The sequence below is a fragment of the Paenarthrobacter sp. TE4293 genome (genome assembly GCF_050435325.1).
In the GTDB taxonomy this organism is placed as follows: Bacteria; Actinomycetota; Actinomycetes; order Actinomycetales; family Micrococcaceae; genus Arthrobacter; species Arthrobacter nitroguajacolicus_C.
This window is the reverse complement of sequence record NZ_JBNJRY010000004.1, coordinates 352,553-376,897: the sequence shown is the minus strand read 5'-3', so window position 1 is coordinate 376,897 and position 24,345 is coordinate 352,553. Positions and strand designations below refer to the sequence as shown.

The 24,345-nt window shown below is 64.8% G+C and carries 26 protein-coding genes and 1 riboswitch; of the genes, 17 read left to right on the top strand and 9 right to left on the bottom strand.

Annotated elements, in window-relative coordinates:
* Positions 1-97 precede the first annotated feature (97 nt).
* Positions 98-766: a ferritin-like fold-containing protein gene (locus tag QF015_RS10565; RefSeq protein WP_429388834.1), complete on the top strand. Its 669-nt coding sequence runs from the start codon at positions 98-100 to the stop codon at positions 764-766.
* Between the two features lie 29 nt (positions 767-795).
* On the opposite strand, the gene thiE is transcribed toward QF015_RS10565, so the two are convergent.
* Complete coding sequence (gene thiE, locus QF015_RS10560) at positions 796-1,479, bottom strand: thiamine phosphate synthase (RefSeq protein ID WP_429388831.1); 684 nt, start codon at positions 1,477-1,479, stop codon at positions 796-798.
* A 27-nt stretch (positions 1,480-1,506) separates the two neighbouring features.
* Positions 1,507-1,625, top strand: a riboswitch (TPP riboswitch).
* Between thiE and thiO the strand changes: the two genes are divergently transcribed.
* From thiO to QF015_RS10540, 4 genes are all read left to right on the top strand, one after another.
* Complete coding sequence (gene thiO, locus QF015_RS10555; RefSeq protein ID WP_310209206.1) at positions 1,621-2,886, top strand: glycine oxidase ThiO; 1,266 nt, start codon at positions 1,621-1,623, stop codon at positions 2,884-2,886. It overlaps the preceding riboswitch by 5 nt.
* On the top strand, positions 2,883-3,119 hold the full coding sequence (gene thiS / locus QF015_RS10550; RefSeq protein ID WP_310209204.1) for a sulfur carrier protein ThiS: 237 nt from the start codon (positions 2,883-2,885) through the stop codon (positions 3,117-3,119). The genes thiO and thiS overlap by 4 nt, the downstream gene beginning before the upstream one ends.
* Positions 3,120-3,122: 3 nt before the next feature.
* Entirely contained in the window at positions 3,123-3,920 is a 798-nt protein-coding gene (locus QF015_RS10545) for a thiazole synthase (RefSeq protein WP_429388827.1), read from the top strand.
* Positions 3,921-3,934: 14 nt separating this feature from the next.
* On the top strand, positions 3,935-4,270 hold the full coding sequence (locus tag QF015_RS10540) for a 4a-hydroxytetrahydrobiopterin dehydratase (RefSeq protein WP_429388825.1): 336 nt from the start codon (positions 3,935-3,937) through the stop codon (positions 4,268-4,270).
* Positions 4,271-4,363: 93 nt separating this feature from the next.
* On the opposite strand, the gene QF015_RS10535 is transcribed toward QF015_RS10540, so the two are convergent.
* From QF015_RS10535 to QF015_RS10525, 3 genes are read right to left on the bottom strand one after another with little or no spacing between them, the layout of a single operon-like run.
* On the bottom strand, positions 4,364-4,666 hold the full coding sequence (locus tag QF015_RS10535; RefSeq protein WP_310209197.1) for a hypothetical protein: 303 nt from the start codon (positions 4,664-4,666) through the stop codon (positions 4,364-4,366).
* Positions 4,667-4,703: 37 nt separating this feature from the next.
* Positions 4,704-4,928, bottom strand: a complete 225-nt coding sequence (locus QF015_RS10530) for a DUF3107 domain-containing protein (protein WP_026539987.1) — start codon at positions 4,926-4,928, stop codon at positions 4,704-4,706.
* Positions 4,929-4,978: 50 nt separating this feature from the next.
* Positions 4,979-5,713 carry a TetR/AcrR family transcriptional regulator gene (locus QF015_RS10525; protein ID WP_310209195.1) on the bottom strand — a complete coding sequence of 245 codons (735 nt, stop codon included), beginning with the start codon at positions 5,711-5,713 and terminating at the stop codon, positions 4,979-4,981.
* A gap of 6 nt (positions 5,714-5,719) precedes the next feature.
* On the opposite strand from QF015_RS10525, the gene moeB reads away from it, so the two are divergent.
* Both moeB and QF015_RS10515 read left to right on the top strand, forming a co-directional pair.
* Entirely contained in the window at positions 5,720-6,922 is a 1,203-nt protein-coding gene (gene moeB / locus QF015_RS10520) for a molybdopterin-synthase adenylyltransferase MoeB (protein ID WP_310209194.1), read from the top strand.
* A gap of 57 nt (positions 6,923-6,979) precedes the next feature.
* Positions 6,980-7,963 carry an SDR family NAD(P)-dependent oxidoreductase gene (locus QF015_RS10515; RefSeq protein WP_429388822.1) on the top strand — a complete coding sequence of 328 codons (984 nt, stop codon included), beginning with the start codon at positions 6,980-6,982 and terminating at the stop codon, positions 7,961-7,963.
* Between the two features lie 20 nt (positions 7,964-7,983).
* Here QF015_RS10515 and QF015_RS10510 read toward each other — a convergent pair whose 3' ends face one another.
* Positions 7,984-9,306, bottom strand: coding sequence for a glutamyl-tRNA reductase (locus tag QF015_RS10510; protein WP_429388819.1), 1,323 nt, complete (start codon positions 9,304-9,306; stop codon positions 7,984-7,986).
* Between the two features lie 158 nt (positions 9,307-9,464).
* Between QF015_RS10510 and hemE the strand changes: the two genes are divergently transcribed.
* The 10 genes from hemE to QF015_RS10460 all read left to right on the top strand — a co-directional run bounded on the left by hemE (position 9,465) and on the right by QF015_RS10460 (position 20,724).
* Positions 9,465-10,580: a uroporphyrinogen decarboxylase gene (hemE, locus tag QF015_RS10505; protein WP_429388816.1), complete on the top strand. Its 1,116-nt coding sequence runs from the start codon at positions 9,465-9,467 to the stop codon at positions 10,578-10,580.
* 5 nt (positions 10,581-10,585) lie between these two features.
* A complete protein-coding gene (hemG, locus tag QF015_RS10500; RefSeq protein WP_429388814.1) occupies positions 10,586-12,055 on the top strand; it encodes a protoporphyrinogen oxidase in 1,470 nt (489 codons plus the stop codon).
* Positions 12,056-12,127: 72 nt separating this feature from the next.
* Positions 12,128-12,829 (top strand): hydrogen peroxide-dependent heme synthase, encoded by a 702-nt coding sequence (gene hemQ, locus QF015_RS10495; protein WP_429388812.1) that lies wholly within the window; start codon positions 12,128-12,130, stop codon positions 12,827-12,829.
* Positions 12,826-14,049 (top strand): ferrochelatase, encoded by a 1,224-nt coding sequence (locus QF015_RS10490; RefSeq protein WP_429388810.1) that lies wholly within the window; start codon positions 12,826-12,828, stop codon positions 14,047-14,049. The genes hemQ and QF015_RS10490 overlap by 4 nt, the downstream gene beginning before the upstream one ends.
* Complete coding sequence (gene hemC, locus QF015_RS10485; RefSeq protein ID WP_310209181.1) at positions 14,046-15,044, top strand: hydroxymethylbilane synthase; 999 nt, start codon at positions 14,046-14,048, stop codon at positions 15,042-15,044. Before QF015_RS10490 ends, hemC begins: the two co-directional genes overlap by 4 nt.
* Positions 15,031-15,909: a uroporphyrinogen-III synthase gene (locus QF015_RS10480; RefSeq protein WP_429388807.1), complete on the top strand. Its 879-nt coding sequence runs from the start codon at positions 15,031-15,033 to the stop codon at positions 15,907-15,909. Before hemC ends, QF015_RS10480 begins: the two co-directional genes overlap by 14 nt.
* On the top strand, positions 15,906-16,886 hold the full coding sequence (gene hemB, locus QF015_RS10475; RefSeq protein ID WP_310209177.1) for a porphobilinogen synthase: 981 nt from the start codon (positions 15,906-15,908) through the stop codon (positions 16,884-16,886). The genes QF015_RS10480 and hemB overlap by 4 nt, the downstream gene beginning before the upstream one ends.
* Before the next feature lie 2 nt (positions 16,887-16,888).
* Positions 16,889-17,965, top strand: coding sequence for an LLM class flavin-dependent oxidoreductase (locus QF015_RS10470; RefSeq protein WP_429388805.1), 1,077 nt, complete (start codon positions 16,889-16,891; stop codon positions 17,963-17,965).
* Between the two features lie 51 nt (positions 17,966-18,016).
* Positions 18,017-19,336 (top strand): glutamate-1-semialdehyde 2,1-aminomutase, encoded by a 1,320-nt coding sequence (gene hemL / locus QF015_RS10465; RefSeq protein ID WP_310209172.1) that lies wholly within the window; start codon positions 18,017-18,019, stop codon positions 19,334-19,336.
* Positions 19,337-19,446: 110 nt separating this feature from the next.
* Positions 19,447-20,724 (top strand): glycoside hydrolase family 3 N-terminal domain-containing protein, encoded by a 1,278-nt coding sequence (locus tag QF015_RS10460; protein WP_429388803.1) that lies wholly within the window; start codon positions 19,447-19,449, stop codon positions 20,722-20,724.
* A gap of 64 nt (positions 20,725-20,788) precedes the next feature.
* Here QF015_RS10460 and QF015_RS10455 read toward each other — a convergent pair whose 3' ends face one another.
* From QF015_RS10455 to QF015_RS10440, 4 genes are all read right to left on the bottom strand, one after another.
* Complete coding sequence (locus QF015_RS10455) at positions 20,789-21,526, bottom strand: amino acid ABC transporter ATP-binding protein (protein ID WP_310209168.1); 738 nt, start codon at positions 21,524-21,526, stop codon at positions 20,789-20,791.
* Positions 21,523-22,287 (bottom strand): amino acid ABC transporter permease, encoded by a 765-nt coding sequence (locus tag QF015_RS10450; RefSeq protein ID WP_231337946.1) that lies wholly within the window; start codon positions 22,285-22,287, stop codon positions 21,523-21,525. The genes QF015_RS10455 and QF015_RS10450 overlap by 4 nt, the downstream gene beginning before the upstream one ends.
* 11 nt (positions 22,288-22,298) lie before the next feature.
* Entirely contained in the window at positions 22,299-23,249 is a 951-nt protein-coding gene (locus QF015_RS10445) for an ABC transporter substrate-binding protein (protein WP_310209165.1), read from the bottom strand.
* Positions 23,250-23,574: 325 nt separating this feature from the next.
* Positions 23,575-24,285 (bottom strand): 3'-5' exonuclease, encoded by a 711-nt coding sequence (locus QF015_RS10440; RefSeq protein ID WP_429388800.1) that lies wholly within the window; start codon positions 24,283-24,285, stop codon positions 23,575-23,577.
* Between the last annotated feature and the right edge of the window lie 60 nt (positions 24,286-24,345).

The window sequence follows — 24,345 nt, the reverse complement described above, 5'->3', positions numbered from 1 at the left end:
AGTCAACTCACTTCCAGCAGCCTAGTAGGACCACGGTGCGAAGCAGTAAAGCCGTACTACGGGGGGGGGCTGTGGACAGCCGGGATATTCTTGGACCATGGGCACTTCCCCGGCCGCCACAGCTCCTGACGGCCAACTCGCTGCAGAGCTGCTCGGAGCCATGGCGTACGGCGAGTTGTCAGCGTTTGGGCGGCTCTCTTTTGATTCCCGGTACGCACCCACGCTCCATGACCGCTCGGTGCTCGCTAAAATCGCCGTCGGCTCCTACGGAAATTTCGCCCTCTTGAACGATCGGTTGTCGGAAATGGGCATCGATCCCGAGGAGGCCATGCTGCCGTTCCAGCGCTCATTCGACCACTTCCATGAACGCACCAAGCCGGGGGACTGGTTCGAGTCCGTGATGAAGGCCTACGTCATCGATACGGTGTCCTCGGACTTCTACCGGGCGGTCGCCGCCTTCCTGGATGCCACAACCCAACACTTCGTTGATCGGGTGGCTTCACCCGACCAGGCGACGGAAGTCCTTCGCGTCCTGTTGCGGCGCGCGCTCGCAGATGACCCGCGCTTGGCCTCGCGCCTGGCGCTGTGGGGACGCCGGCTGGTGGGTGAAGCCCTGACGCAGGCGCAGCGTGTCGGCATGGAGCACCCCCACCTGGGGCCGATCTTGAAAAGCGGCGGGGACGCCCGCGCCGCCGTCAAAAGACTGACGGGCGAGCTGGCCGAACGGCATGCCCGCCGAATGACGGGCCTCGGCCTGACGGCGTGACGGCCTCCGACGTTGAAGAGCGCTTGTTGCTACGCGGCATCCAGCGCCTGCAGCAGCGACTTCGCTGCCGCCGTCGGATCCGTCGCTTCGGTGATGGCCCGGACAACGACGATGCGGCTGGCTCCGGCGGCAACCACGTGCTCCACGTTGCTGAGGTCGATCCCGCCGATGGCAAACCAGGGGATGTGGACGGCGCCACCGGTGGTTTCATCCGCACGCTTCGTGGCTTCTGCGGCGTATGTGACCAGATCAAGTCCGACGGCCTGGCGGCCGGGTTTGGTGGGTGTCGCCCAGACGGGTCCTACACAGAAATAGTCCAACCCTCCTTGGCCCGGTGAGGCTGCGATGGCCGCGTTCACCTGCTCAGGAGTGTGGGTCGAAAGACCGATCCGGGTGGGTTCGGGAAGCAGTGTCCGGGCTACTCCCAAGGGCAGGTCCTTTTGTCCGATGTGGAACACCGGAGCCCCGGAAACACTGGCAATATCGGCGCGGTCGTTGACCGCCCAGAGCCGTCCATGGCGTTGCGCAGCGCCATGGAGGACGGCAAGCAGGTCCAATTCTTCGGCTGCTTCCAAGGTCTTGTCGCGCAGCTGGATGATGTCCACACCGCCCTCGAACGCGGCGTCCACAAAGTCTTCAAAATCGCCTTGCCGTTTCCGCGCATCGGTGCACAGATACAAGCGGGCGGTGGCGAGGGCATCAGTCTGGGTCATGGAACCCAGAGTAGTTCCTCTAAACTGGGCACGTACTGCGGGAGCCGCGACGTTCGTCATATGACTGTCCGGCTGAGAGGGCTTAAGAGCCGACCGCTTGACCTGATCCGGCTAGTACCGGCGTAGGGAAGGAAACGCGCTATGGCAGATCCCCGCCAAACCCCGCTCCAGGCCGACGTGGCCGTCATTGGCGGTGGCGTCATCGGCCTGGGCATCGCCCACGAAGCACGTCGGCTGGGCCGGTCGGTGGTGGTGATCGATCCCGCACCGGCAACCGGCGCCACGTTCGCTGCAGCAGGAATGCTTGCCCCCGTGAGCGAACTGCATTACCAGGAGGAGGACCTCCTGGAACTGATGCTTGAGTCATCCCGCTTGTGGCCGTCCTTTGTTGGGAGCCTGGCCCACGGCGGCGGGGACGCCGGTTACCGTACGACGCCGACACTCGCCGTTGGTGCCGACGCCGCGGACCGCAGGGCGCTGGCAGACCTCCGTGCAGTGCAGCTGGCTGCGGGCCTGGCGGTTGAACCGCTGGCCCTGCGGGCTGCCCGGGAACGCGAACCGCGCCTCAGCCCGCACATCTCGTGCGCTTTCGACATTCCAGCCGACCACCAGGTGGATCCCCGGAGGTTGGCTTCACGCCTCCTGGCAGGGTTGGCAACCCATTCGCCCGGCGGCTCCACCTGGGTTCCGGGGGCCGATGATGGGTTCTCCGTGCGGTCCGCGGCGCTGGGCCTGTTGTGGAACGATGCCCGCGTTTCAGGAGTAGTGCTCGATTCCGGTGGCGTCGTCCACGCCAGGGAAACAGTGGTGGCCAACGGCCTGGGTGCCTCGGGACTGTCCGGGCTGCCGGACGGCCTCAGCCTTCCCGTCAGGCCGGTGTACGGCGACATCCTCCGCCTGCGGGTACCCGGGGACCTCCGCCCATTGGTCACCTCCACCATCCGCGGGATGGTCCGCGGAGTACCCGTCTACATCGTCCCCCGCGATGACGGCACGGTGGTCATCGGGGCCACCCAACGCGAGGACGGACTGTCCGCATCCTCCAACGCCGTCTCAGCCGGGGGCGTGTACCAGTTGCTGCGCGACGCCCAGGTGCTGGTCCCCGCGGTATCGGAACTCGAACTCCTCGAAGCAACGGCCCGCGCCCGCCCCGGGACCCCGGACAACGCCCCGTTGCTTGGACGCGTTGCCGGTTCCACCGGGGAAGTGGAAGGTTTGGTGATTGCCACAGGATTCTTCCGCCACGGGGTGCTCCTGACGCCGGTGGCTGCCAGGATCGTGGGCGAACTGCTCAACGGATCAGCGGACCCCCGATGGGCCGCCTTCCGTCCGGACCGCTTCGCAACCAATCCATCCACAGGGCGGGCACTGACGCCGGCACACGCACCCAGCAAGGAGTCAGCATGAACATCAAACTCAACGGATCCGATCACGCAGTGCCGGAGGACGCTTCCGTCAGCACCCTGGTCACGGCTGTCACCGGCCGTGTCCTGGACCACCGCGGACAGGCAGCCGACGGCGGCAAGCTGGGCGTCGCCGTCGCCCGCAACTCCGAAGTGGTGCCCCGCAGCCAATGGTCGGCCACGGCGCTCGCCGAGGGCGACGAACTCGAACTCGTTACAGCAGTCCAAGGAGGCTGAACCATGACAACAGCAAACACAGAGGTCCGCACGGACGCCTTGGCGATCGACGGCGTCGAATTTGGCTCCCGCCTGATCATGGGCACGGGCGGCGCTCCGAGCCTGGACGGCCTGGGTGCGGCGCTCCTGGCGTCCGGGACAGAACTCACCACCGTGGCCATGCGGCGCTACTCACCCGCCGAAACGGGGTCGCTGTTCCAACTCCTGGTGGACCACGGCATCCGCGTGCTGCCCAACACCGCCGGCTGTTTTACTGCCAAGGACGCCGTGATGACCGCTGAACTGGCACGCGAGGCACTGGAGACAGACTGGGTGAAATTGGAAGTCATTGCGGACGAACACACCCTCCTTCCCGATGCCGTGGAACTCGTCGAGGCAACGGAGCAGCTGGTAAACCGCGGTTTCAAAGTCTTCGCCTATACCAACGACGACCCCGTCCTGGCCCTGCGCCTGGAAAACCTGGGCGCCACGGCCGTCATGCCCCTCGGATCGCCCATCGGCACCGGCCTGGGCATTCTCAACCCGCACAACATCGAACTCATCGTGTCCCGGGCTTCCGTGCCGGTGGTTTTGGACGCCGGGATCGGGACAGCCTCCGACGCCGCTCTCGCCATGGAGTTGGGCTGCGACGCCGTGCTCCTGGCCACCGCAGTGACCCGGGCGCAGAACCCGGTTCAGATGGGCGAAGCCTTCAGGCACGCCGTGATCGCAGGTAGGCTGGCCAAGCAGGCAGGCCGGATTCCGCGGCGTGAGCACGCCTTGGCCTCTTCGGCCATGGAAGGCCGGGCAGAGTTCCTCTAAGCGAAGGACACGTCATGGCCGAACATGGTGGGCAACTGACCCGGGCGGACCTCGATGCCGCATTGCAGAAGCTGCCAGGCTGGCGTTACCAGGAGGGCTTGGTGACCGTCTACAAAACTCCGACAGCAGCCCTTGCGCTGGACCTTATTGCAGCGATCGGACAGATCGCCGAACAGCAAAACCATCACCCTGACCTGGAATGGCGCTACAACAGGGTCTTCCTCCGGTACGTTTCGCACGATGCGGGAGGCCAGGTCACCGAACGGGATATCGCGGCCGCGGGTGCCGTGAGTGAGGCGGCAGCAGGGATAGGCGCTGCCGCCCAGCCGGAGCGCTATCCGGGCGTGTGACCGGCATTGGCCCGCCGGACGTTCTGTAGGCAAGGTCCTTAAGCAGCAGTGGCCATCGCCCGAGGGACGATGGCCACTGTTTGCTTGTCGCTGCTAGAGCCTCAGCGCCTTGGTCAGAGCCGCGGTATCGTGCTGCGTGCGGATCCGGCCCAGGTAGACTACGACGCCGGCTGCGGCGGCAGTTCCCAGGACGATGGGCAGGACCCAGGGGATCCAGGTCGCCCCCGGCTGGTAGCCCAGGCCGGCACTGATGAAGGCAATCCAGCTCAGGGTGCCCACAGCCGCCGATACGCCGGCCGGCAAAGCGATCCCGTATTTGCCGTGCCTCTTGTCGTTGGCCCACACGATGAAACCGGTGGCTACGGTGGCCAGAACCACCACGACGAGTGAAAGCATCAAGACTCCTTAGCGGACGACGTTGGGTAACTAAGCCCTAGAGGGCGCCGAACCCGACGCGGCGGACTTCTTCGGCGCCAATCTCCACATAGCCCAGGACACTGCCGGGAACAATGATCTGGCGGCCCTTTTCGTCGGTCAGGCGCAGTTCCGAGCCTTTGGACACGGCTTCTGCCACGATCTTGGCCACGGCGTCTGCATCCAAAGCGGATTCGAGCACGATTTCACGGCCAACGTTCTGAATGCCGATCTTTACTTCCACAGCAAGGCCTCCAAGCCAATCAAGTGTTAAGTCAGTCCTCTATTTGTAGCCTAGGACTCTTTGGGGAATCGACTGATTCCGCGCCAAGCTAAACGATAGATCAGATCGCTGGCCACATCGAGGTCGAGATTTCCGTCCGTTTCAAGCCAGTAGCGTGCGCTGACCTGCGCCATTCCCGCCAGGCCGCGGCCCAGGAGCTGGGCCTCGAGGGGAGGCAGCTTGGTGTCTTCCGCGATGACATGGGCTACCGCGTCGGCGAAGGTTTTGTTGAAAGTCTCCAAACGGGAACTCACGTCGGGATCGTTGATCAGGTCCGATTCGAAGACCAGGCGGTGGGCTTGGTCGTCATCGGCAATGAACCTGTAGTAGGCCCGCATGACGGCTTTGACGCGTTCCTTGTTATCCGTCGTGGAGTTCAGGGCACTGAGCATCAATTCCGTCAATGTTGCCAGGTGGCTGTCCAAGAGGGCCATATAGAGCTCGCGCTTGGACGGAAAGTGCTGGTACAGCACCGGTTTGCTCACGTGGGCAGCCTCGGCGATTTCGTCCATGGCTGCGCCATGGAAACCGTTGGAGACAAAGACTTCCAACGCAGCATTCAGCAACTGCGCGCGGCGCTCATCACGCGGCAACCTTGGTGAACGCGTTGAAACAGCCCGCTCCTGCTTGGCTGGTGCCCCATCGTGTGCGCGTGTGCCGTCAGCCACAGTCTGCCGCCTTTCCTTTGCAGTTATGACCACTCTACCGGTGGGTAATATGACCGGGCGGCATCGGCAGGCATACATTGGGGTATGGCCTCAATTGTTGCTGCCCGCCCTGCTGCGCCCGCTGTCCTGCCGCCCCTCGTTGAACCGGCCGCCGAACTCACGCCGGCCGAGGTGGAGCGTTACTCCCGGCATCTCATCATTCCTGAAATCGGAGCCTTGGGCCAACGCAGGCTTAAGAATGCGAAAGTCCTCGTCATAGGTGCCGGCGGACTTGGGTCGCCTGCCCTGTTGTACTTGGCGGCGGCCGGCGTCGGCACACTCGGAATTGTTGACGACGACGTCGTGGACCTCAGCAACCTGCAACGCCAGGTCATCCACGGGGTGAAGGACGTGGGCGTCCCCAAAATCGAGTCTGCCCGCAACGCCATTGCTGAACTCAATCCCTTGGTCAACGTCGTCCTGCATGACGTCCGCCTGGACTCATCCAACGCCCTGGACTTGTTCGCCCAGTACGACCTCATCCTGGACGGTGCGGACAACTTTGCCACGCGCTACCTCGTCAACGACGCCGCAGCCATCCTGGGCAAGCCCTACGTGTGGGGGTCCATCTTCCGCTTCGATGGCCAAGTCAGCGTCTTCTGGGCCGAGCACGGGCCCACGTACAGGGACCTCTACCCGGAAGCCCCTCCTGCCGGGTCGGTGCCATCGTGCGGCGAAGGCGGAGTCTTCGGCATGTTGTGCGCGGCGGTTGGCTCGCTCATGGTGACCGAAGCCGTTAAGTTGATCACCGGCGTCGGGCGTTCACTGCTGGGCCGTGTTGCCCTCTTTGACGCGTTGGGCGGCAGCTGGCGCGAAATCAAGGTTTCCAAGGACCCGGAGGCTGAACCCATCACGGAACTCACGGACTACGAGGCTTTCTGCGGCGTAACACCGGTGGCCGTGACCGACCAGGACCATACGGTTTCGGCCAAGGACCTTGCGGTGATGCTCGCCGAGCGTGCGTCGGGGGAGCGGGACTTCGACTTGGTGGATGTTCGGGAGTCGGGCGAGCACAGCATCGTCAATATTGACGGTTCAGTCCTTATCCCGCAGGGCCGCATACTCTCAGGCGAGGCGTGGGTGGAGTTGCCCCAGGACAAGGACATCGTCTTCCACTGCAAAGCCGGCACGCGCTCGGCCGCTGTCCTTGAGGCGGCCAGGAAGGCCGGCTACACCCGCGTCAGCCATCTCGACGGCGGTATCCTCGCCTGGGTGCGCGACATCGAGCCGGAGAAGCCCGTCTACTAAGGACGCACGCCCGCCAAGGGTGTTGCCCGGCAGCCTGTGTGTCTGGGAAGCTCAACCATGAGCGAATCGACGGACACCCCGCAGCGGCCCCTGGGTACGGAATTTGGACACGGCTCGACCGCCATGGACGTGATCTCCGGAATCGACCTCGCGGGCAAGACGGCGATCGTTACCGGTGGATATTCGGGCCTCGGCCTGGAAACGGTGCGGGCCCTGGCCTCGGCCGGAGCACACGTCACCGTCCCGGCCCGCAGGCTGGACCACGCCCGTGCGGTCCTCGCAAAAGCCGGGCTGGGCGACGTGGAGGTGGAGCACCTGGACCTGGCAGACCAGGACAGCGTCAAGGACTTCGCCGCACGATTCCTGGCGGGACACCCGTCCTTGGACATCCTCATCAATAACGCCGCCATCATGGCGAGTCCGGAACATCGCGTAGGGCCCGGCTGGGAAGCGCAGTTCGCGACCAACCATCTGGGGCACTTCACCTTGGTGAACGCGCTGTGGCCGGCGCTGGCCGCCTCCGGAGGCGCCCGCGTGGTCTCGCTGTCCTCGACGGGACACAAGTTGTCGCCGATTCGGTTCGACGATGTCGATTTCGCCTCCGGCTACGACAAGTGGCGGGCTTACGGCCAGGCAAAGACGGCAAATTCCCTCCTTGCCGTGGAGCTGGACCGACTGGGCAGGGGATCAGGAGTCCGGGCGTTCGCTGTTCATCCCGGCGGGATCATGACGGAGCTGCAGCGGCACCTGCCCAAGGAAGAAATGGTGGCTGCGGGCTGGATGGATGCTGAGGGAAATCTCCGCGAAGGATTCAAGACGCCGGAACAGGGAGCGGCGACCTCGGTGTGGGCGGCGACTTCTCCCGCTTTGGCGGGCAAGGGCGGGGTTTACTGCGAGGACTGCGATATCGCCCACCCTACGGACAAGGATTCGCCATTGGCCAGGTACCAAGGAGTGGACGCGCACGCGGTCGACAAGGCCGAAGCGAAGAAGTTGTGGAGCCTTTCCGCTGAATTGACCGGGGTCAACGCCTTCGCATAGGGGGCAAGGCCCGCAGCCGCTCAGGCGCTCTCTGAGCGGAGCTGTTGGTGGTCCACAGGGCACTCCGCGGCCGGGGCTTGCGCCTGGGGTTGCTCCACCTGGATTCCGTAAAGCGCCTCGAGGGCTGCAACGTAATCGTCCTGCTGGCCGTTCGCAGCGAGTTCCCTTGCGCGGACGGTGGGGATGTGGAGGAGTTGCTTGACCATGCGGCGCAGCGCGAATTCCACCTCTTCGGCAGCAGCCGTGCAGCCGTGGCGGGCACGGACCTTTTCCATTTCGGCGTCGAGGACATTCATGGTGTGGCGGCGCAGGGCCACGATGGCGCTGTCCACTGAACGGGCTTCGCGCTCGGACTCGAAGGCGGTGGCGGCACCATTGACGATCGCACTGGCCTGCGACAACGACTCTGCCTGTTCCTGCGGTGCAGCGAGCCGCACGGACTCCAGGGTCAGGAGTTCAACGCCGTCAAGTTCGCCCACGGCGGGGTCGAAATCATGGGTGAGGGCGAGGTCGATGGCGATCAGCGGCTTGCCCGAGTTGGCCCGGACATGGGCGAGGTCTGCTGCCTCAACCCGGTTGTCGGAACCGCTGCAGCCAATCATGACGTCAGCTGCGGCAACAGCAGCGGGAAGTGTGTCGGCGTCGAGCGCTGTTCCGCCGCGGGTGGCCACGAAGCCTTCGGCGCGGCCGGAAGAGGAGTAAACGGAGATGTGCGTGCAGCCGCGTTCGCGGAGAAGCGACATGGTGGCCCCGGCGTATGCGCCAGTACCAAAGACAACAACCTTCTTGGTGGTCCAATCGCCGTTTTCGGCGAGGTCGGTGGCCAGGTCCAAAGCGACGGAGACGATGGAAAGGCCGCGGGAGCCGAGCGCAGTCTGGGCGCCGACGTCCTTCGCGGTCTTGGAAGCTGCCTGGAACAACCGGACCAGCCCGGAGCTTGCCGTGCCTTCCTGCTGGGCCGTGATGAGTGCCCGACGGACCTGGCCTGCGATTTCACGCTCGCCCACCACGGCGGAGTCCAGTCCTGCGCTGACGGCAAAAAGGTGACGGGTGACCTCGGGGCCGGTGCGGGTTGCGAAGGAACGGGAGACCAATTGCTCGTTGAGGCCGCTGAGTTCGCTGATCTGGGAAACCAGGGCGGAACGGGCTGCCTCAAGGTCGGCCCCGTTGGCCGTTTCCCCGTAAACCTCGTAGCGGTTGCAGGTTGCGAGGACCACGGCGCCGGAGACCACGGGGGAATCCGTCAGGGCTGCCGAGGCAAGCCCAGAGGAACCGTTGCTCAACTGAGCGACAGTTTCGAGGTCGATGTCGGCGTGTGTAGCCACCAATGAGAAAAGAACCACAGCACCCCAATCATAGCTTTTTCGTAGCCCGGTAGAACAATGTGGCGCCGTGGTGATCCACACGCAGGCGAGTGATCCCCGCCACAACGGCCCGGGCGGGGCGCGACGTGACAGCTTGTCGTTATCTTTTGCCCCGGATCTTCGGCACAATCGAAGGCATGACTTCTAGCGCGGCAGCATCCAACAGTACGGCCTCCACCGCCCCGGCGGGAACCCTCGGCGCCAACCACCCGCTGAAGGACGGCCGCACCTCGGACTCTCCGCTGATCACGGCCTACCGTGGTGGCACACCATCCCGCAGGCCCGTGTGGTTCATGCGCCAGGCGGGGCGTTCCCTGCCTGAATACCTCAAGGTCCGGGAGGGTGTCGCCATGCTCGACTCCTGCCTCCGCCCGGAACTTGCCGCAGAGATCACACTCCAGCCGGTGCGCCGCCACGATGTTGACGCCGCGATCTTCTTTTCCGACATCGTCATTCCGCTGAAGCTTGCCGGCGTGGGGGTGGACATCGTCCCGGGTGTTGGGCCGGTGCTGGATAAGCCCGTGCGCACGGCTGCGGACGTGGCAGCGCTTCCCACCCTGACGTGGGAGGCACTCGAGCCCATCCGCGAAGCCGTCCGCCTGACGGTTGCCGAACTCGGCAAGACACCCCTCATTGGCTTCGCGGGCGCACCGTTCACGCTTGCCGCCTACATGGTCGAAGGAAAGCCTTCCCGCGACCACCTCGGCCCGCGGACCATGATGCACGCCGACCCCGAAACCTGGGCGGCGCTGGCCAACTGGGCCGCCGATACGTCCGGAATGTTCCTCCAGGCCCAGCTTGAAGCCGGCGCCTCGGCCGCGCAGCTCTTTGACTCGTGGGCAGGTTCCCTGGGGCTGGCTGACTACACCAAGTACGTCGCGCCGGCGTCGACCAGGGCACTTGACCACGTTCGCGGACTGGGGGCTCCTTTGGTCCACTTCGGAACGGGCACGTCGGAACTGCTGGTGGCCATGCGCGACGTCGGAGTGGACGTCGTGGGTGTCGACTACCGGCTTCCGCTTGATGAAGCGAACCGCCGCCTTGAAGGCACGGTGCCGCTGCAGGGCAACATCGACCCCGCCCTTCTGTCCGCGCCCTGGGAGGTCCTTGAAGCCCACGTCCGCGAGGTCATCGCAGCCGGAGCACACGCTCCCGGCCACGTGCTGAACCTGGGCCACGGAGTGCCACCCGAGACGGATCCCACCGTTTTGACCCGCGTGGTGGAACTCATCCACTCCATCCCCTCGGAGTAGGACCCATGCGCGGGGGACACGCAACGCCGGCGACACCGCAACAACGGCCAGCCGCCGTGGTTGTGGGCGGTGGCGTCTCCGGCTTGATCGCTGCCAGGGAGCTCGCCCTGGCCGGTCTGGCTGTCACCATCCTGGAGGCACGTGACACCTGGGGCGGCTGCGTCGGAAGCCATGTAGTGGCCGGACTGCGGCTGGACAGCGGGGCGGAGTCTTTCGCCACCCGGTCCACAGCGGTGGCCGATCTCGCGCGGGAACTCGGCCTGGCGGACAGGATTGTTGCTCCGCGCCCGGGAGGTGCCTGGGTGCAATTGCCCAATGGGCCGAAGGAGCTTCCCAAAACGGGAGTCCTGGGCATACCAGCCAATCCCTGGGATCCGGAAGTACGGCGGACCCTGGGGCTCGCCGGAGCCATCCGGGCGTCCATGGACCGCTGGTTGCCGGCCTCTGTGGGCACGTCCTCAACGGTGACCAGTGTTTCGTCGCTGGTTCGCTCCCGGATGGGCAAGAGAGTCCTGGAACGGCTGGTGTCCCCGGTGGTGGGCGGCGTACATTCCGCCGACCCGGCGCTCCTGGATGTCGATATGGTCGCGCCGGGCCTGCGAACCGGCCTGCGGAAGCATGGCTCCCTGGCCTCTGCTGTCGCTGCCCAGCGCAAGGCAAGCGGGGGCTTAACCTCGGGTCCGGCGAAAGCGGGGTCCGCCGTCGCGGGCTTGAAGGGCGGCATGCATACGCTGGTGTCCGCCCTGGTGGCAGACCTGCGCGAACGTGGGGTCGAGCTGAAAGCCGGACAGCGGGCCGACGCCGTGGTGAAGACCGCTGGTGGTTGGCGCGTCACCGCAGCCGGAGGCACGTACGACGCCGACCGGTTGGTGGTTGCGCTCGACGGTCCGGCCGCCGTCGGGCTTCTTGAGTCGTCACTGCCGGAATTGTCCGGCTTGCGTCCCGCCCCCGGACCGCTGGTGAGCCTGGTGACCATGGTGGTGGACCTTCCCGAACTCGATGGCAGGCCCCGCGGTACCGGGATACTGGTGGCGCCCCAGACGCCGGGCATTACGGCCAAGGCACTGACCCACGCAACAGCTAAATGGGGCTGGTTGTCCGACGAGGCCGGACCAGGGACGCACGTCCTTCGGCTCTCCTACGGCCGTCGTGAAGAAGCGGGTGGGGGAGCGGACCTGGTCCTGGACGATGAATCCCTCCTGTCCGCTGCCTTGGATGACGCCTCCACCTTGTTGTCCGTGCGGGTATCCCGGACGGACATTGTGGATTGGGATGTGGTGCGGTGGGCGGGCGCTTTGCCGTTCGCCGCCGTCGGTCATAAACAGCGCGTCGGGCAAGTGCGCGCGGTGTGCGCGTCGGCAGCCGGACTGACGGTGGTCGGCGGCTGGTTGGCGGGGAATGGCCTGGCTGCGGTGGTGGCCGATACGCGGTCGCAGCTCGCTGCCGACATTGCCGGGGACCCCTCGGGTGTGTGAATTGCATCACTTCTACGCATTGTAGAACTGATCCGTTTCGACTTAGGGGCTGGCACGGGGCAAACTTGAACCATGAGCCACACTTCTGCCGAATCTGTCACTAAAACTGCTGAAACCGAAGAACAGTTCTACACGCTGTGGACGGTCTTCAAGCGCTCGGCCGACGTCCTGCGCAGCGGCGATGCTGCACAGGAATTCGAAGCCCTTACGGAGAAGCTCGCGGAGGGTGGAGTGATTCTCCGCGGCAGCTACGACGTCTCGGCGATGCGCTCGGACGCGGACATCATGGTGTGGCTCCACGGGCCCAAGCCGGAGGACCTGCAGGCAGCCGTCCGCTCCATCCGCCGCAGCAAACTCTTCGCGGGAACCGGGATCGTCTGGTCCGCCATGGGCGTGCACCGCGAGGCCGAATTCGCCAAGAGCCACGTACCCGCGTATGCCCGGGGCGTCGAGCCGAGCACCTGGCTCTGCGTGTACCCGTTCGTCCGCTCGTACGAGTGGTACCTGCTCCCGACGGACGAGCGCGGCAAGATGCTTCGCGACCACGGCCTGCTGGGACGCGAGTTCCCGCAGGTCATCTCCAACACCGTTTCCTCGTTCGCCCTGGGCGACTGGGAATGGATCCTTGGCCTTGAAGCGCCTGAACTCGTTGACCTCGTGGACCTGATGCGCCACCTGCGGGCCACCGAGGCACGCCACCACGTCCGGGAAGAAATCCCCTTCTACACCGGCCGCCGAGTCACGGCTGCCGAGATTGCCGAGGTTCTCGCATGACCAGCCCCGCTGTCTCCACCGCACCGAACGCCATCACTGAGCGTGGGCGCCAGGAAGCCAAGCACTACGATGCCGTGCTGCTCGCTTCCTTTGGCGGACCGGAAGGGCAGGATGACGTCATCCCGTTCCTGCGCAACGTCACCCGTGGCCGTGGTATCCCGGATGAGCGACTGGAAGAGGTATCGCACCACTACCGCGCCTTCGGCGGCATCAGCCCCATCAACCAGCAGAACCGTGAGCTGAAGGCAGCTATCGAGGCCGAGCTGGCCCGACGCGGCATCGAACTGCCGGTTCTTTGGGGCAACAGGAACTGGGATCCGTACATCGCACCGGTCCTGCAGGACGCCTACGACGCCGGACACCGCCGGATCCTGATGCTCACCACCAGCATCTACTCCTGTTACTCCAGCTGCCGCCAGTACCGCGAAGACATCGGCATTGCGCTGACGGAAACCGGGTTGGACGGCAAGCTTGAGGTGGACAAGATCCGCCAGTACTTCGACCACCCCGGCGTCGTCCAGCCCTTCCTTGAGGGTACGTCCGCTGGCCTGGAGGAGATCCGTGGCAAGCTTGCCGCAGCCGGCGAAGCCGACCCGGATTCGAAGATCCGCGTGCTGTTCGCGACGCACTCCATCCCCACCCGGGACGCGGAGGCGGCGGGACGTTCGGAGGATGAACCGCGCGACTTCGCGGAAGGTTCGGCTTATGCAGCCCAGCATCTGGCCAACGCCAAGGCGATCATGGATGCCGTAGCCCCCCATGTTGCCTGGGACCTCGTGTACCAGTCGCGCTCCGGCGCGCCGCACATTCCGTGGCTCGAACCGGACATCAACGACCACCTCGAGGAGCTTGCTCCCCAAGGCGTCCGCGGCGTCGTCATCGTTCCGCTGGGCTTTGTCAGCGATCACATGGAAGTTGCCTGGGACCTCGACACCGAGGCACTGGAGACCTGCAAGAACCTGAACATCGAAGCAACCCGCGTTCCCACCCCGGGCACGCACGCAGCGTTCGTGTCCGGCCTGGTGGACCTCATCTGTGAACGTACGGTGGAGAACAACATCGCCGAACGCCCCCACGTCACTGACCTTGGCCCGTGGTACGACGTGTGCCGTCCCAACTGCTGCGAGAACTTCCGCGGTGCCAAGCCTGTCATTGCAGAAGTTGGCACCACTGTGGGCATTGGCCACGATGCCTACCCGGCAACGGAGGCCGCGAAGTGACCGTTCGCATCGGCACCAGGGCCAGCAAGCTGGCCTTGACGCAGACGCAGCAGACCGCAGACAAACTGGCTGCGGTTGGCGGTTTCCCCGTGGACCTGGTTCATATCAAGACCGAGGGCGACGTCAAAACCGGCTCCCTTTCCCAGATGGGCGGGACCGGTGTGTTCGTGGCCGCACTGCGCGACGCCCTGCTGGCTGACAGCTGTGACGTCGCAGTCCACTCACTCAAGGACCTGCCCACCGGGGCGGCCCTGGGACTCAGCATTGCCGCTACGCCCCAACGCGTTGACGTCAGGGACGTTCTCTGCGCCCGCGACGGGCTGACCCTGGCTGAACTGCCGGGCGGCGCCAAAGTAGGCACAGGTTCACCGCGCCGTGCTGCGCAGTTGAGGGCAGCACGGCCCGACATTGAGGTGCTGGACATCCGCGGCAACGTGGACACCCGCCTTGGCAGGGTCCCGGGGCTGCCGGGAAACATCACCGACGACGTAGTTCCGGGCAAGTCCTGCGATCTTGACGCCGTGGTGCTGGCGGCCGCGGGCCTGGAACGGATGGACCGTCTGGACACCGTCAGTGAGTTCTTCGAGACCGACGTCATGCTGCCCGCACCCGGGCAAGGCGCCTTGGCCATCGAATGCCGAACTGAGGATGCTCCGCGCCAGGCAGGATCCACCGAGGGCTCCAACGGAGTACTGGCCCAGGCTCTTGCCGCCCTGAACGACGACGACACCAGACTGGCGGTGACGGCCGAGCGCGCCGTGCTTGCCAGGCTGGAAGCGGGCTGCGCCGCTCCAGTGGGTGCTTATGCCTTCCGCAAGGGCAGCATGCTTCACCTGGAAGCCGTTGTTTGCGCCGTGGACGGGACCAAGACTGTCCGCGAGAAGAAAGCCACGGACGGGCTCACTGAAGTAGGCGCCACGTTGCTCGGCATCGAAGTGGCTGAGCTCCTGCTCGCCGCCGGTGCCGCGGAGATCGCGGACCTTGCCGCGTCCTGACCTGCATGTTCCATCGAGGCTGGCCGGCCGGCGCGTCCTGATCACCAGGAGCGCCGACCGTGCCAGGCCGTTGGCAGCACTTCTGCACAGCCTGGGCGCTGCACCGTTGGTGCTGCCGCTCATTGATTTCGAGCGGGCACGGGACCAGGACTCCCTCGACTCCGCGCTGGACCGTTTGGCCGCCGGGGGCTTCGATTGGCTGGTGATCAGCAGCATCACCAGCGCCCGGGTCCTGCTGGAGAAGGCAGCAGAACGGGGAACAACGCCGGCCGGCCTGGTCCCGCCCGCTACCCGGGTGGCCGCCATTGGGCCGTCGTCGCAGCAGGTCCTGGAAGCAATCGGCCTTTCCGTCCACCGTGCACCCTCGGACCGCCAGTCCGCGGAGGGCCTGGTGGAGCTGTGGGACGCGGGAGCTGCGCAGGTCCTTCTGCCCCAGGCAGACATCGCAGCACCGGGGCTCCGGGAAGGCCTGGCTTCCAAAGGTGCGAAGGTGACGTCCGTTGTTGCCTACCACACCGTCGACTACCCGGCCCGGGAAGAAGTCCGCCTGAAAGCGGAACTGCCGCCCGCCGTCGTACTATCCGATGACGGACTGACGCCAACGCTCAGCCCGGACGAGGCACGGAGCGGCATTGGCGCCGGAACCGTGGATGCCGTGGTGGCCGCGTCACCCAGCGCCGCACGGCGCATCGCCCAAACCCTCCTGCCGCTGGGCAGGTGCCGCCTGATTGCCATAGGGCGTCCGACGGCGGCTGAGGCCTCGCGCCTGGGCCTCACCGTGGCTGCCACAGCCAACGAACCAACCCCTGACGGCATCGTGGCCGCCTTGGAATCTGTTTTCGCCTACGAAGGGAACCCGCAATGAGCTTTCCGAACCATCGTCCCCGCCGCCTGCGGACAACTCCCGCCATGCGCAGGCTCACCGCAGAGAACCGGCTGGCGCCTGCAGACCTGATCCTTCCGGCGTTCATTCGCGAAGGCCTCACCGAACCGAGCCCCATCAGCTCCATGCCGGGCGTCGTTCAACACACCACCGACTCCCTGAAGCGCGCAGCAGCCGAAGCCGTGGAGCTGGGAGTGGGCGGCATCATGCTGTTCGGAGTCCCCGCCGTTCGTGATGCACAGGGCACGGCGTCGCTGGACCCCGAAGGTGTCCTGAACAAGGCGATCCGCGACGTCAAGGCCGAAGTTGGCGACGACTTGGTGATCATGGGCGACGTTTGCCTGGATGAGTTCACCGATCACGGCCATTGCGGTGTCCTCGATGCCGAGGGCTACGTGGACAACGACGCCACGCTGGAGATCTACGGACAGATGGCCGTGGCCCAAGCCGACGCCGGCGCCCACGTGCTGGGACCCTCGGGCATGATGGACGGCCAGATCGCCGTCATCCGCCAGGCGCTGGAGGAATCAGGCCACAAGAACACCGCGGTCCTCGCGTACGCGGCGAAGTACGCGTCCGCGTTCTACGGTCCTTTCCGTGAGGCCGTCGATTCCCAGCTCAAGGGCGACCGCCGGACGTACCAGATGGACGCCGCCAATCGCCGTGAGGCCATCCTGGAAGTCGAACTGGACCTTGAAGAAGGTGCGGACATGGTGATGGTCAAGCCGGCCATGAGCTACCTGGACATCCTGGCCGACGTCGCAGCCATGAGCCCGGTGCCGGTGTCGGCCTACCAAATCTCCGGTGAGTACGCCATGATCGAAGCTGCTGCGGCCAACGGCTGGATCGACAGGAGGGGCGCCATTACCGAATCCGTCCTGGGGATCAAGCGCGCCGGAGCAGATACCGTGCTGACCTACTGGGCCTCCGAACTGGCGGGCTGGCTGAAGGAGTCCTGATCATGACATCCGTTCCCTCCGACCCCACCGCCCCGGTCGCGGCCAACGAGCTCCTCCTTGGCCTGAACACCTTTGGCGACGCAGGCGTCGACGCAGACGGGAACCCCAAGGAACACGCCGTCGTCCTGCGCGAACTGCTCGAAGAAGCGAAGCTGGCTGATGCCGTCGGGATCCATGCCTTCGGCGTCGGGGAACACCACCGCCGGGATTTCGCGGTGTCCGCTCCCGAGGTGTTCCTTGCAGCTGCAGCCGCAGTGACGTCCAGGATTCGCCTGGGCTCAGCGGTAACGGTGCTCAGCTCGGATGACCCCATCCGCGTTTTCCAGCGTTTCGCGACGGTGGATGCACTGTCCAATGGCCGGGCAGAGGTCATGCTCGGCAGGGGGTCCTTCGTGGAATCCTTCCCGTTGTTCGGCCTGGACCTGGCCGACTACGAAGTCCTGTTCGAGGAAAAACTGGAACTCTTCGACAAAGTGCGTGCGCAGAAGCCGGTCCATTGGGAAGGCCGGACCCGCCCCAACGTCAGCGGGCTGCAGGTTTACCCGAAATTGCAGCACCACCTGTTGCCAGCGTGGATTGGGGTGGGCGGCACACCCGAATCCGTACTGCGTTGCGCGCAATACGGCTACCCGATCATCTTCGCCATCATTGGGGGTGAACCCCGCAGGTTCGCCCCGCTGGTGAACCTGTACCGCGAAGCGATGGCGAAATACGGCCACCCGATGCGACAGATTGCAACGCACTCGCCCGGCTTCATCGCTGATACGGATGAGGACGCCCGTGATGAACTGTTCCCGCACTGGATTGACCAGCGCAACAGGATCGGCGCCGAACGCGGCTGGGGTCCAGGGAACAGGGCCGAATTCGATGCCATGTGCGGCCCTGAAGGCGCGCTCTATGTCGGTTCGCCCGAGACTGTGGCGCAAAAGATCGCCCTGCTCAAGCGCAACCTTGGGGTGGACCGCTTCGACCTCAAGTACAGCAACGGGACATTGCCGCACTCCTCCATGATGCGTTGCATCGAGCTCTACGGCACCGAGGTGGCCCCGCGGGTTGCCCGGCTGCTGGCGTCCGCGTAGGCGCATCCGCCGCAAACCTGCTGCTCCAGAATCACTGAAAGAATAGGAACCATGACTTCCAACACCCCTGTGTCCGATCAGCTCTTCGACCGTGCCCGGTCCCTCATGCCCGGTGGCGTGAACTCTCCGGTCCGCGCCTTTGGATCCGTGGGCGGCAACCCGAAGTTCATGGTTTCGGCCAAGGGTGCCTACCTGACGGATGCCGACGGCAAGGAATACGTCGACCTCGTGTGCTCCTGGGGGCCGGCGCTGCTGGGCCATGCACACCCGGCAGTTCTCGACGCCGTGCACGCAGCCGTGGACCGGGGGCTGTCATTCGGTGCCTCTACACCGGATGAGGCCAACCTGGCCGAGATCGTCAAGGAGCGCGTGTCCGCCGTCGAGCGCCTGCGCATGGTGTCCACCGGGACCGAAGCGACCATGACGGCCGTTCGCCTCGCGCGGGGCTTTACAGGACGCAACCTGATCATCAAGTTCGCAGGCTGCTACCACGGGCACCTGGACGGTCTGTTGGCAGCGGCAGGATCCGGCGTTGCCACCCTGGCGCTGCCCGGCTCGGCCGGCGTCACGGAGGCCACTGCGGCGGAAACCCTGGTTCTGCCCTACAACGATCTCGCCGCAGTCGAGGCCGCCTTCGCCGCGCACGGCAGCAACATCGCCGCGGTCATCACGGAAGCCGCACCCGCCAACATGGGCGTCGTGACCCCGGGGGAGGGCTTCAACGCAGGGCTTTCCCGCATCACCAAGGAACACGGGGCACTGCTGATCCTCGATGAAGTCCTCACCGGATTCCGCACCGGCTACGCCGGCTACTGGGGGCTGACGGGCCGCCAGGAAGGCTGGGCCCCCGACCTGCTCACTTTCGGTAAGGTCATCGGCGGCGGGATGCCGACGGCGGCACTTGGCGGCCGTGCCGACGTCATGGACTACCTTGCTCCGGTTGGCCCGGTCTACCAGGCAGGAACCTTGTCCGGTAATCCGGTGGCCATGGCCGCCGGTGTGGCCACACTGACCAACGCAACCCCCGAGGTCTACGCCTACGTTGACGCACGTTCGCTGGAACTCTCGGCCGCACTCTCCTCAGCCCTGGATGCTGCAGGCGTCGACCACTCCATCCAGCGCGCCGGAAACCTGTTCTCGGTAGCCTTCGGTACATCGGCCCGCGGCGTACACAACTACGACGACGCCCAAGCCCAGGAGAGCTTCCGCTACGCCCCGTTCTTCCACTCCATGCTGGACTCGGGAGTTTACCTTCCGCCGTCAGTCTTTGAAGCCTGGTTCCTGTCTGCTGCCCACGACGACGCGGCCATGAACCGTATCGTGGAGGCACTCCCGGCAGCGGCGCAGGCTGCGGCGGCTGCCTCGGCCTGACCTGCCGATGCCCCGGGGAGCTGCGGAAGGCCGCTGCCCGGGGCATCGTTGCGTCCACACGGGGTAGGCTCGTAGGTGGAAACCCAACCCCAACGAACTAACGGTTTACCATGCGCAAGATCCAGACAATTGCATCCCTCGGTACGAGCATCGCGGCGGCTGGAGCTCTCCTCGCCATGGCGTCCGGCTGCTCAACCGGCAGCGGAACCACCGCCGACCCCACCACGGAAGGGACGCCGTCGGCCTCCGCCCCGTCGTCGCCCTCTGCGACCCCGCAATCCAGCGCCGCGTCAGCGGCTCCCACCCCGCCGGCCGCAAGTCCCTCGCCGTCTGCCGCCCCCGCGACCAGTGCTCCCGCCGCCGAGCAACAGCTTGCGGGGCTGAGCCTGGAGCAGAAGGTGGGCCAGTTGTTCATGGTGGCGGCCAAGGCCACCGGCGCCGAACCAGGCACCATCCAGGCTTTGACCAAATACCACGCGGGCAACGTCTACCTCAGCGGACGAAGCAAAGCGGGCAGTGTGGCCACAGCAGCCGTGGTGTCGTCGCTGACGGACACTGTCTCGTCGGAGACCACCGGAGGTGTTCCCCTCTTCGTGGCAACAGACCAGGAGGGCGGCTATGTCCAAGTGCTCTCAGGCCCCGGGTTCTCGACGATTCCCACGGCCTTGGCGCAGGCAGGATCGGGTCAAGCAAAGCTCCGGGCCGATGCTGCAACCTGGGGCAAGGAACTCCGGAGCGCCGGCGTCAATGTCAATCTGGCTCCTGTGCTGGACACTGTCACCAGCCCGGAGTTCGCACCGTCCAATGCCCCCATCGGCCACTTCCAACGCGAGTACGGTTACGCACCCGGCACCGTTTCAACCCTCGGCAATGCCTTTGCCGATGGTATGAAGGACGCCGGGGTGGCGCCTGTGGTGAAGCACTTCCCGGGCTTGGGCAGGGTTGTCCCCAATACCGATGTCACCAGCGATGTCAGGGACACCGTCACTACGCGGGAGGACCCCTCCCTGGAGCCGTTCCATGCTGCCATCAAGTCCGGCACAGAGTGGGTGATGGTCTCCAATGCGCTCTACGACAGGATCGATCCGGCAAACATCGCACCGTTTTCCCCGACGGTGATGGATACGATGCTCCGTGCCGATGCCGGCTTTAAGGGAATCATTCTCTCGGATGATCTCTGCAGCGCAGCCCAACTGGAAGCCTGGTCCGATGCGGACCGTGCCCTGAACTTCTTTGGTGCCGGTGGAACCATGCTGGTGTGTGCCGATCCCGCGAGTATTCCGGCCATGCACCAAGCCGTGGTGAAGAAAGCCCAAACAGATCCCTCCTTCAGCGCCAAGGTGGATGCGGCCGCGTTGACGGTGCTGCGGGTGAAAGCCGGGCAGTGAGCGCAGCAAAGAACCCCGCCTTCCCAGGGAAGGCGGGGTTCTTTGTGGCGTTTGTTCGTCCCGGCTAGAGGACGTCCGAGAGGAAGCCCTGCAGGCGTTCCGTCTGCGGATCGGTGAACAGTTTTTCCGGGGGACCGGATTCCACGACGACGCCGGCGTCCATGAACGTTACGACGTCCGAGACGTTCCGTGAGAAGCCCATCTCGTGGGTCACTACCACCATGGTCATGCCACCCTGGGCCAGATCCGTCATGAGGGCGAGGACGCCCTTGACGAGTTCCGGGTCCAAAGCGGACGTGGCTTCATCGAAGAACATGACCTCGGGCTTCATGGCCAAGGCACGCGCAATGGCCACACGCTGCTGCTGGCCACCGGAGAGGTTTGCCGGACGTGAATCGGCCTTGTGCTTCAGCCCTACCAGGTCCAACTGCGCCAGGGCCTCTTCGCGGGCCTGTTCCTTGGACATGCCGCGGAGCTTGCGCAGGGCCAGGGAGATGTTCTCCGCCACCGTCTTGTGGGGGAAAAGGTTGAACTGCTGGAAGACCATGCCAATGCGTCGGCGCAGTTCGTCCGGGTTGTCCTTGAGCACAGAACGTCCATCAAGGAGGATGTCGCCCTGGTCCGGCTCGATGAGCCGGTTCATCACACGCAGCAGAGTCGACTTGCCCGAGCCGGAGGGGCCGATCACGGATGCCGTGGTGCCCTTCTCCACGTGCAGGTCGATGCCACGCAGCACGTGATTGCTGCCGAATGACAGGTGGATGTTCTTCGCAGTCAATGTGCCTGAAGCAAATTCACTCATGCCTGGGCTCCCTTTCCTACGACGGCTGCTGCTTCGTCCGGTTCCTTCTTCTCCGGCCGGCCGGAGCGCATACGGGCGTCAATCCAGTTCACGAAGTGGGTGAGCGGGATGGTCAGCGCGAGGTAGAAGATGGCTGCCGCGACATACGGGGACAGGTTGCCGCTGTTTGCGGCGGCATCCTTGCCGATCTGGAAGATCTCACGTTCTGTTGCCAGGAGGCCGAGCATGAACACCAGCGAGGATTCCTTGATCAAGGCGATGAATTGGTTGACCAAGGCAGGGAGGACCCTGCGGATTCCCTGGGGTACCACCACAAGGCGCATGGAGGAGCCGTAGCTGAACCCGAGGGCCCTCGTCGCTTCGAGCTGCCCCTTGTCCACGCTCTGGATGCCGGAGCGGAAGATTTCACCGATGTATGCGCCGGACATCATGGACAGCGCGGTGATGGCCATGGGGTACGGGTTGCTGGAACCGGTGAGTTCACGAACGATCGGGCCAAATCCGAATCCGATGACCAGGATGGTCAAGACCGGCGGCAAGCCACGGAGGATGTCCGTATAAATGCGGGCAATCCACCGGGCTGCTGCGTTCCGGGAGATCCCCATCAGTGCCAGCAGCATACCGATGGCTGTCCCGATGATGCCTGAGGTGACAGCCAGGATCAGCGTGTTCGGAAGACCGACGGCGAACATCTTGGGGATGACTTCGCCCATCGCCTCCCAGTCCAGGAAGGCGTCAGCTAATTGATTGAGGATATCCATGGAACGTCCGGTTACTTGGCAGGAACCTGGACGGCCTTGCTGCCCGGCGTCCAGCCCTGGGGGGTCTGCTCTGCGGCAGTCGGACGGTCCTTGTACCACTCAGCCGTCAGCTTGGCCCAGGTACCGTCGGCAATGACAGCGTCCAAACCGGAGTTCAGGGCGTCGATCAGCGGCTGGTTGTCCTTGTTCACAGCGTATGCGGTGAAGTTCTGGGTGTTGACGACCTTCTCGGCGATCTTGGTGTTGTCGCCTTCTTTGACCTGGCCGTCAGCCTGCTGGGAAGGAGCCACCCAAGCGTCGATCTGGCCGTTCTTCACGTTGCCGTAGACCGTGTTGTAGTCGGGGAAACGAACCGGCTCAATCTTGAGGGTGTTCGTCATGTAGTCATCCTGGACGGTGCCCTGGACAACGCCGACCCGGAGGCCTTCCTTAAGGTCTGCGAAGCCCTTGATGGCGGAGTCGTTCTTGGTCACGACGGCCATGTAGCCGAAGTCGTAGCCGTTGGTGAACGCGACAGTCTTGCGGCGTGCGTCCGTGGTGGAGATCGAGGAGGATCCGACGTCGAACTGCTTGTTGGCTACCTGGGAGAGCAACGCCGAGAAGTCGGTGGAAGCGAACTCGACCTTGAGGCCCAGCTTGTCACCGATGGCGCGGAGAAGCTCATTGTCGTAGCCGGTGAACTTTCCGGACGGATCAATGAAGATGTTCGGCGGGGCATCGGAGAGGGTGCCGACGCGCAGGGTGCCTTCGGTCGCGAGGCCGAGTTTGGACTTGTCGATTTTGTCCAAGGGGGTAACGTCGGCGGTGGTGTACTTGTCCAGCGTCTGCTGGTCACTGCCGGCGAGAGCGTCGGTGGGGGAGCCGCTGGGCTCGGAGCTTCCTCCGCCGCATGCTGCCAGGGAAATCACCAGGGCTGCGGCCACGGGGGCAACAGACAGCCACTTAGGGGCTTTGAATTTCATGAAGAAATCACTTTCATCGAGTCACTGGGACGTTTCGCGGTGGGCGGGGAATATGGCAACCCAAAGGTGGTTGGCTGCCCTAGCAGACTTCAACCCGCCAAAACTTAATTATGTCACCAGCCCGCCAGAGGGCGGTGAATCGAAGAAGTGGTTGCTCGCACTCGATTTTCCCGAAGAAAGTTCCTGAATACGGCTGGTCAACCTCTGGACTATTCAGAGGACAGGGGTGGACGTGGAATCCGCGCGCTCGTGGGCCCGCGTCGGGGGTTCCCGAAATTGCTGTGACTTGCGTCGCAGAACGTAACTGTGCGTGGGATTATCCGGCTTAGAAGCCGCCCCGGCTTGCATCCTCGGGCGGAAGGACGGGCCACTGGCCCTCTATGACTGCCGTGGGTTTGCTGCGTCGCAGATACTGCTGGAAGTCCGCGGCTTGGGACGCTGCCCAGTCAACTTGGAGCTGGTGGAGTGTGGACGCCGGCATCTGCAGCTTGGGGAATTTGCCTGCCATGGCGTCCAGGACGCGAAGGGTGGCAAGCGCATCTGCGGCAGATGTGTGTGCATTGGTCAGGTCCACCCCGTACTCCTCGCACAAGGCCGTCAGGGTGCGCTTGCCCTTACGGTAGCGGTCCACTTGCTTGTTCATGACATACGGATCCAGCACGGGGAAACGGCTCAGCTGCGGGACGCCGTAGCGGGCAGACTCGGCTGCCAGCACCGTGAAGTCGTAACTGGCGTTGAAAGCGATCACCGGAGTCCCGGCGTCGAACAGTTCCTGAAGTACCGCAGCGACTTCGCGTGTGACGTCCGCCGCGGGACGGCCTTCCGCGCGTGCCTTCTCTGTGGTCACGCCGTGCACTTCACTTGCTTCGAGGGGAATCTCAACACCGGGATCCGCCAGCCACTCGTGCTCGGCAATAAGCTCTCCGTGATCATCCACGACAGTGATCGAAGCGGTAACGATCCGCGCGGACCGCGAGTTCTTCCCGGTGGTCTCTAGGTCGAATGCGGCGCGGGAGAGGGTGTTCCAGGAACTCATGCCTTCAAGCTACCGGCTGGGTCCGACACTCTTTGGGCACGACACTCCTGCCGTTACGCT

Bases quoted from the DNA above. Each gene is read 5' to 3' on its own strand.
- QF015_RS10565 (WP_429388834.1), top strand. From the start codon at position 98: ATGGGCACTTCCCCGGCCGCCACAGCTCCTGACGGCCAACTCGCTGCA.
- thiE (WP_429388831.1), bottom strand. From the start codon at position 1,479: ATGACCCAGACTGATGCCCTCGCCACCGCCCGCTTGTATCTGTGCACC.
- thiO (WP_310209206.1), top strand. From the start codon at position 1,621: ATGGCAGATCCCCGCCAAACCCCGCTCCAGGCCGACGTGGCCGTCATT.
- thiS (WP_310209204.1), top strand. From the start codon at position 2,883: ATGAACATCAAACTCAACGGATCCGATCACGCAGTGCCGGAGGACGCT.
- QF015_RS10545 (WP_429388827.1), top strand. From the start codon at position 3,123: ATGACAACAGCAAACACAGAGGTCCGCACGGACGCCTTGGCGATCGAC.
- QF015_RS10540 (WP_429388825.1), top strand. From the start codon at position 3,935: ATGGCCGAACATGGTGGGCAACTGACCCGGGCGGACCTCGATGCCGCA.
- QF015_RS10535 (WP_310209197.1), bottom strand. From the start codon at position 4,666: ATGCTTTCACTCGTCGTGGTGGTTCTGGCCACCGTAGCCACCGGTTTC.
- QF015_RS10525 (WP_310209195.1), bottom strand. From the start codon at position 5,713: ATGTATGCCTGCCGATGCCGCCCGGTCATATTACCCACCGGTAGAGTG.
- moeB (WP_310209194.1), top strand. From the start codon at position 5,720: ATGGCCTCAATTGTTGCTGCCCGCCCTGCTGCGCCCGCTGTCCTGCCG.
- QF015_RS10515 (WP_429388822.1), top strand. From the start codon at position 6,980: ATGAGCGAATCGACGGACACCCCGCAGCGGCCCCTGGGTACGGAATTT.
- hemE (WP_429388816.1), top strand. From the start codon at position 9,465: ATGACTTCTAGCGCGGCAGCATCCAACAGTACGGCCTCCACCGCCCCG.
- hemG (WP_429388814.1), top strand. From the start codon at position 10,586: ATGCGCGGGGGACACGCAACGCCGGCGACACCGCAACAACGGCCAGCC.
- hemQ (WP_429388812.1), top strand. From the start codon at position 12,128: ATGAGCCACACTTCTGCCGAATCTGTCACTAAAACTGCTGAAACCGAA.
- QF015_RS10490 (WP_429388810.1), top strand. From the start codon at position 12,826: ATGACCAGCCCCGCTGTCTCCACCGCACCGAACGCCATCACTGAGCGT.
- hemB (WP_310209177.1), top strand. From the start codon at position 15,906: ATGAGCTTTCCGAACCATCGTCCCCGCCGCCTGCGGACAACTCCCGCC.
- QF015_RS10470 (WP_429388805.1), top strand. From the start codon at position 16,889: ATGACATCCGTTCCCTCCGACCCCACCGCCCCGGTCGCGGCCAACGAG.
- hemL (WP_310209172.1), top strand. From the start codon at position 18,017: ATGACTTCCAACACCCCTGTGTCCGATCAGCTCTTCGACCGTGCCCGG.
- QF015_RS10460 (WP_429388803.1), top strand. From the start codon at position 19,447: ATGCGCAAGATCCAGACAATTGCATCCCTCGGTACGAGCATCGCGGCG.
- QF015_RS10455 (WP_310209168.1), bottom strand. From the start codon at position 21,526: ATGAGTGAATTTGCTTCAGGCACATTGACTGCGAAGAACATCCACCTG.
- QF015_RS10450 (WP_231337946.1), bottom strand. From the start codon at position 22,287: ATGGATATCCTCAATCAATTAGCTGACGCCTTCCTGGACTGGGAGGCG.
- QF015_RS10445 (WP_310209165.1), bottom strand. From the start codon at position 23,249: ATGAAATTCAAAGCCCCTAAGTGGCTGTCTGTTGCCCCCGTGGCCGCA.
- QF015_RS10440 (WP_429388800.1), bottom strand. From the start codon at position 24,285: ATGAGTTCCTGGAACACCCTCTCCCGCGCCGCATTCGACCTAGAGACC.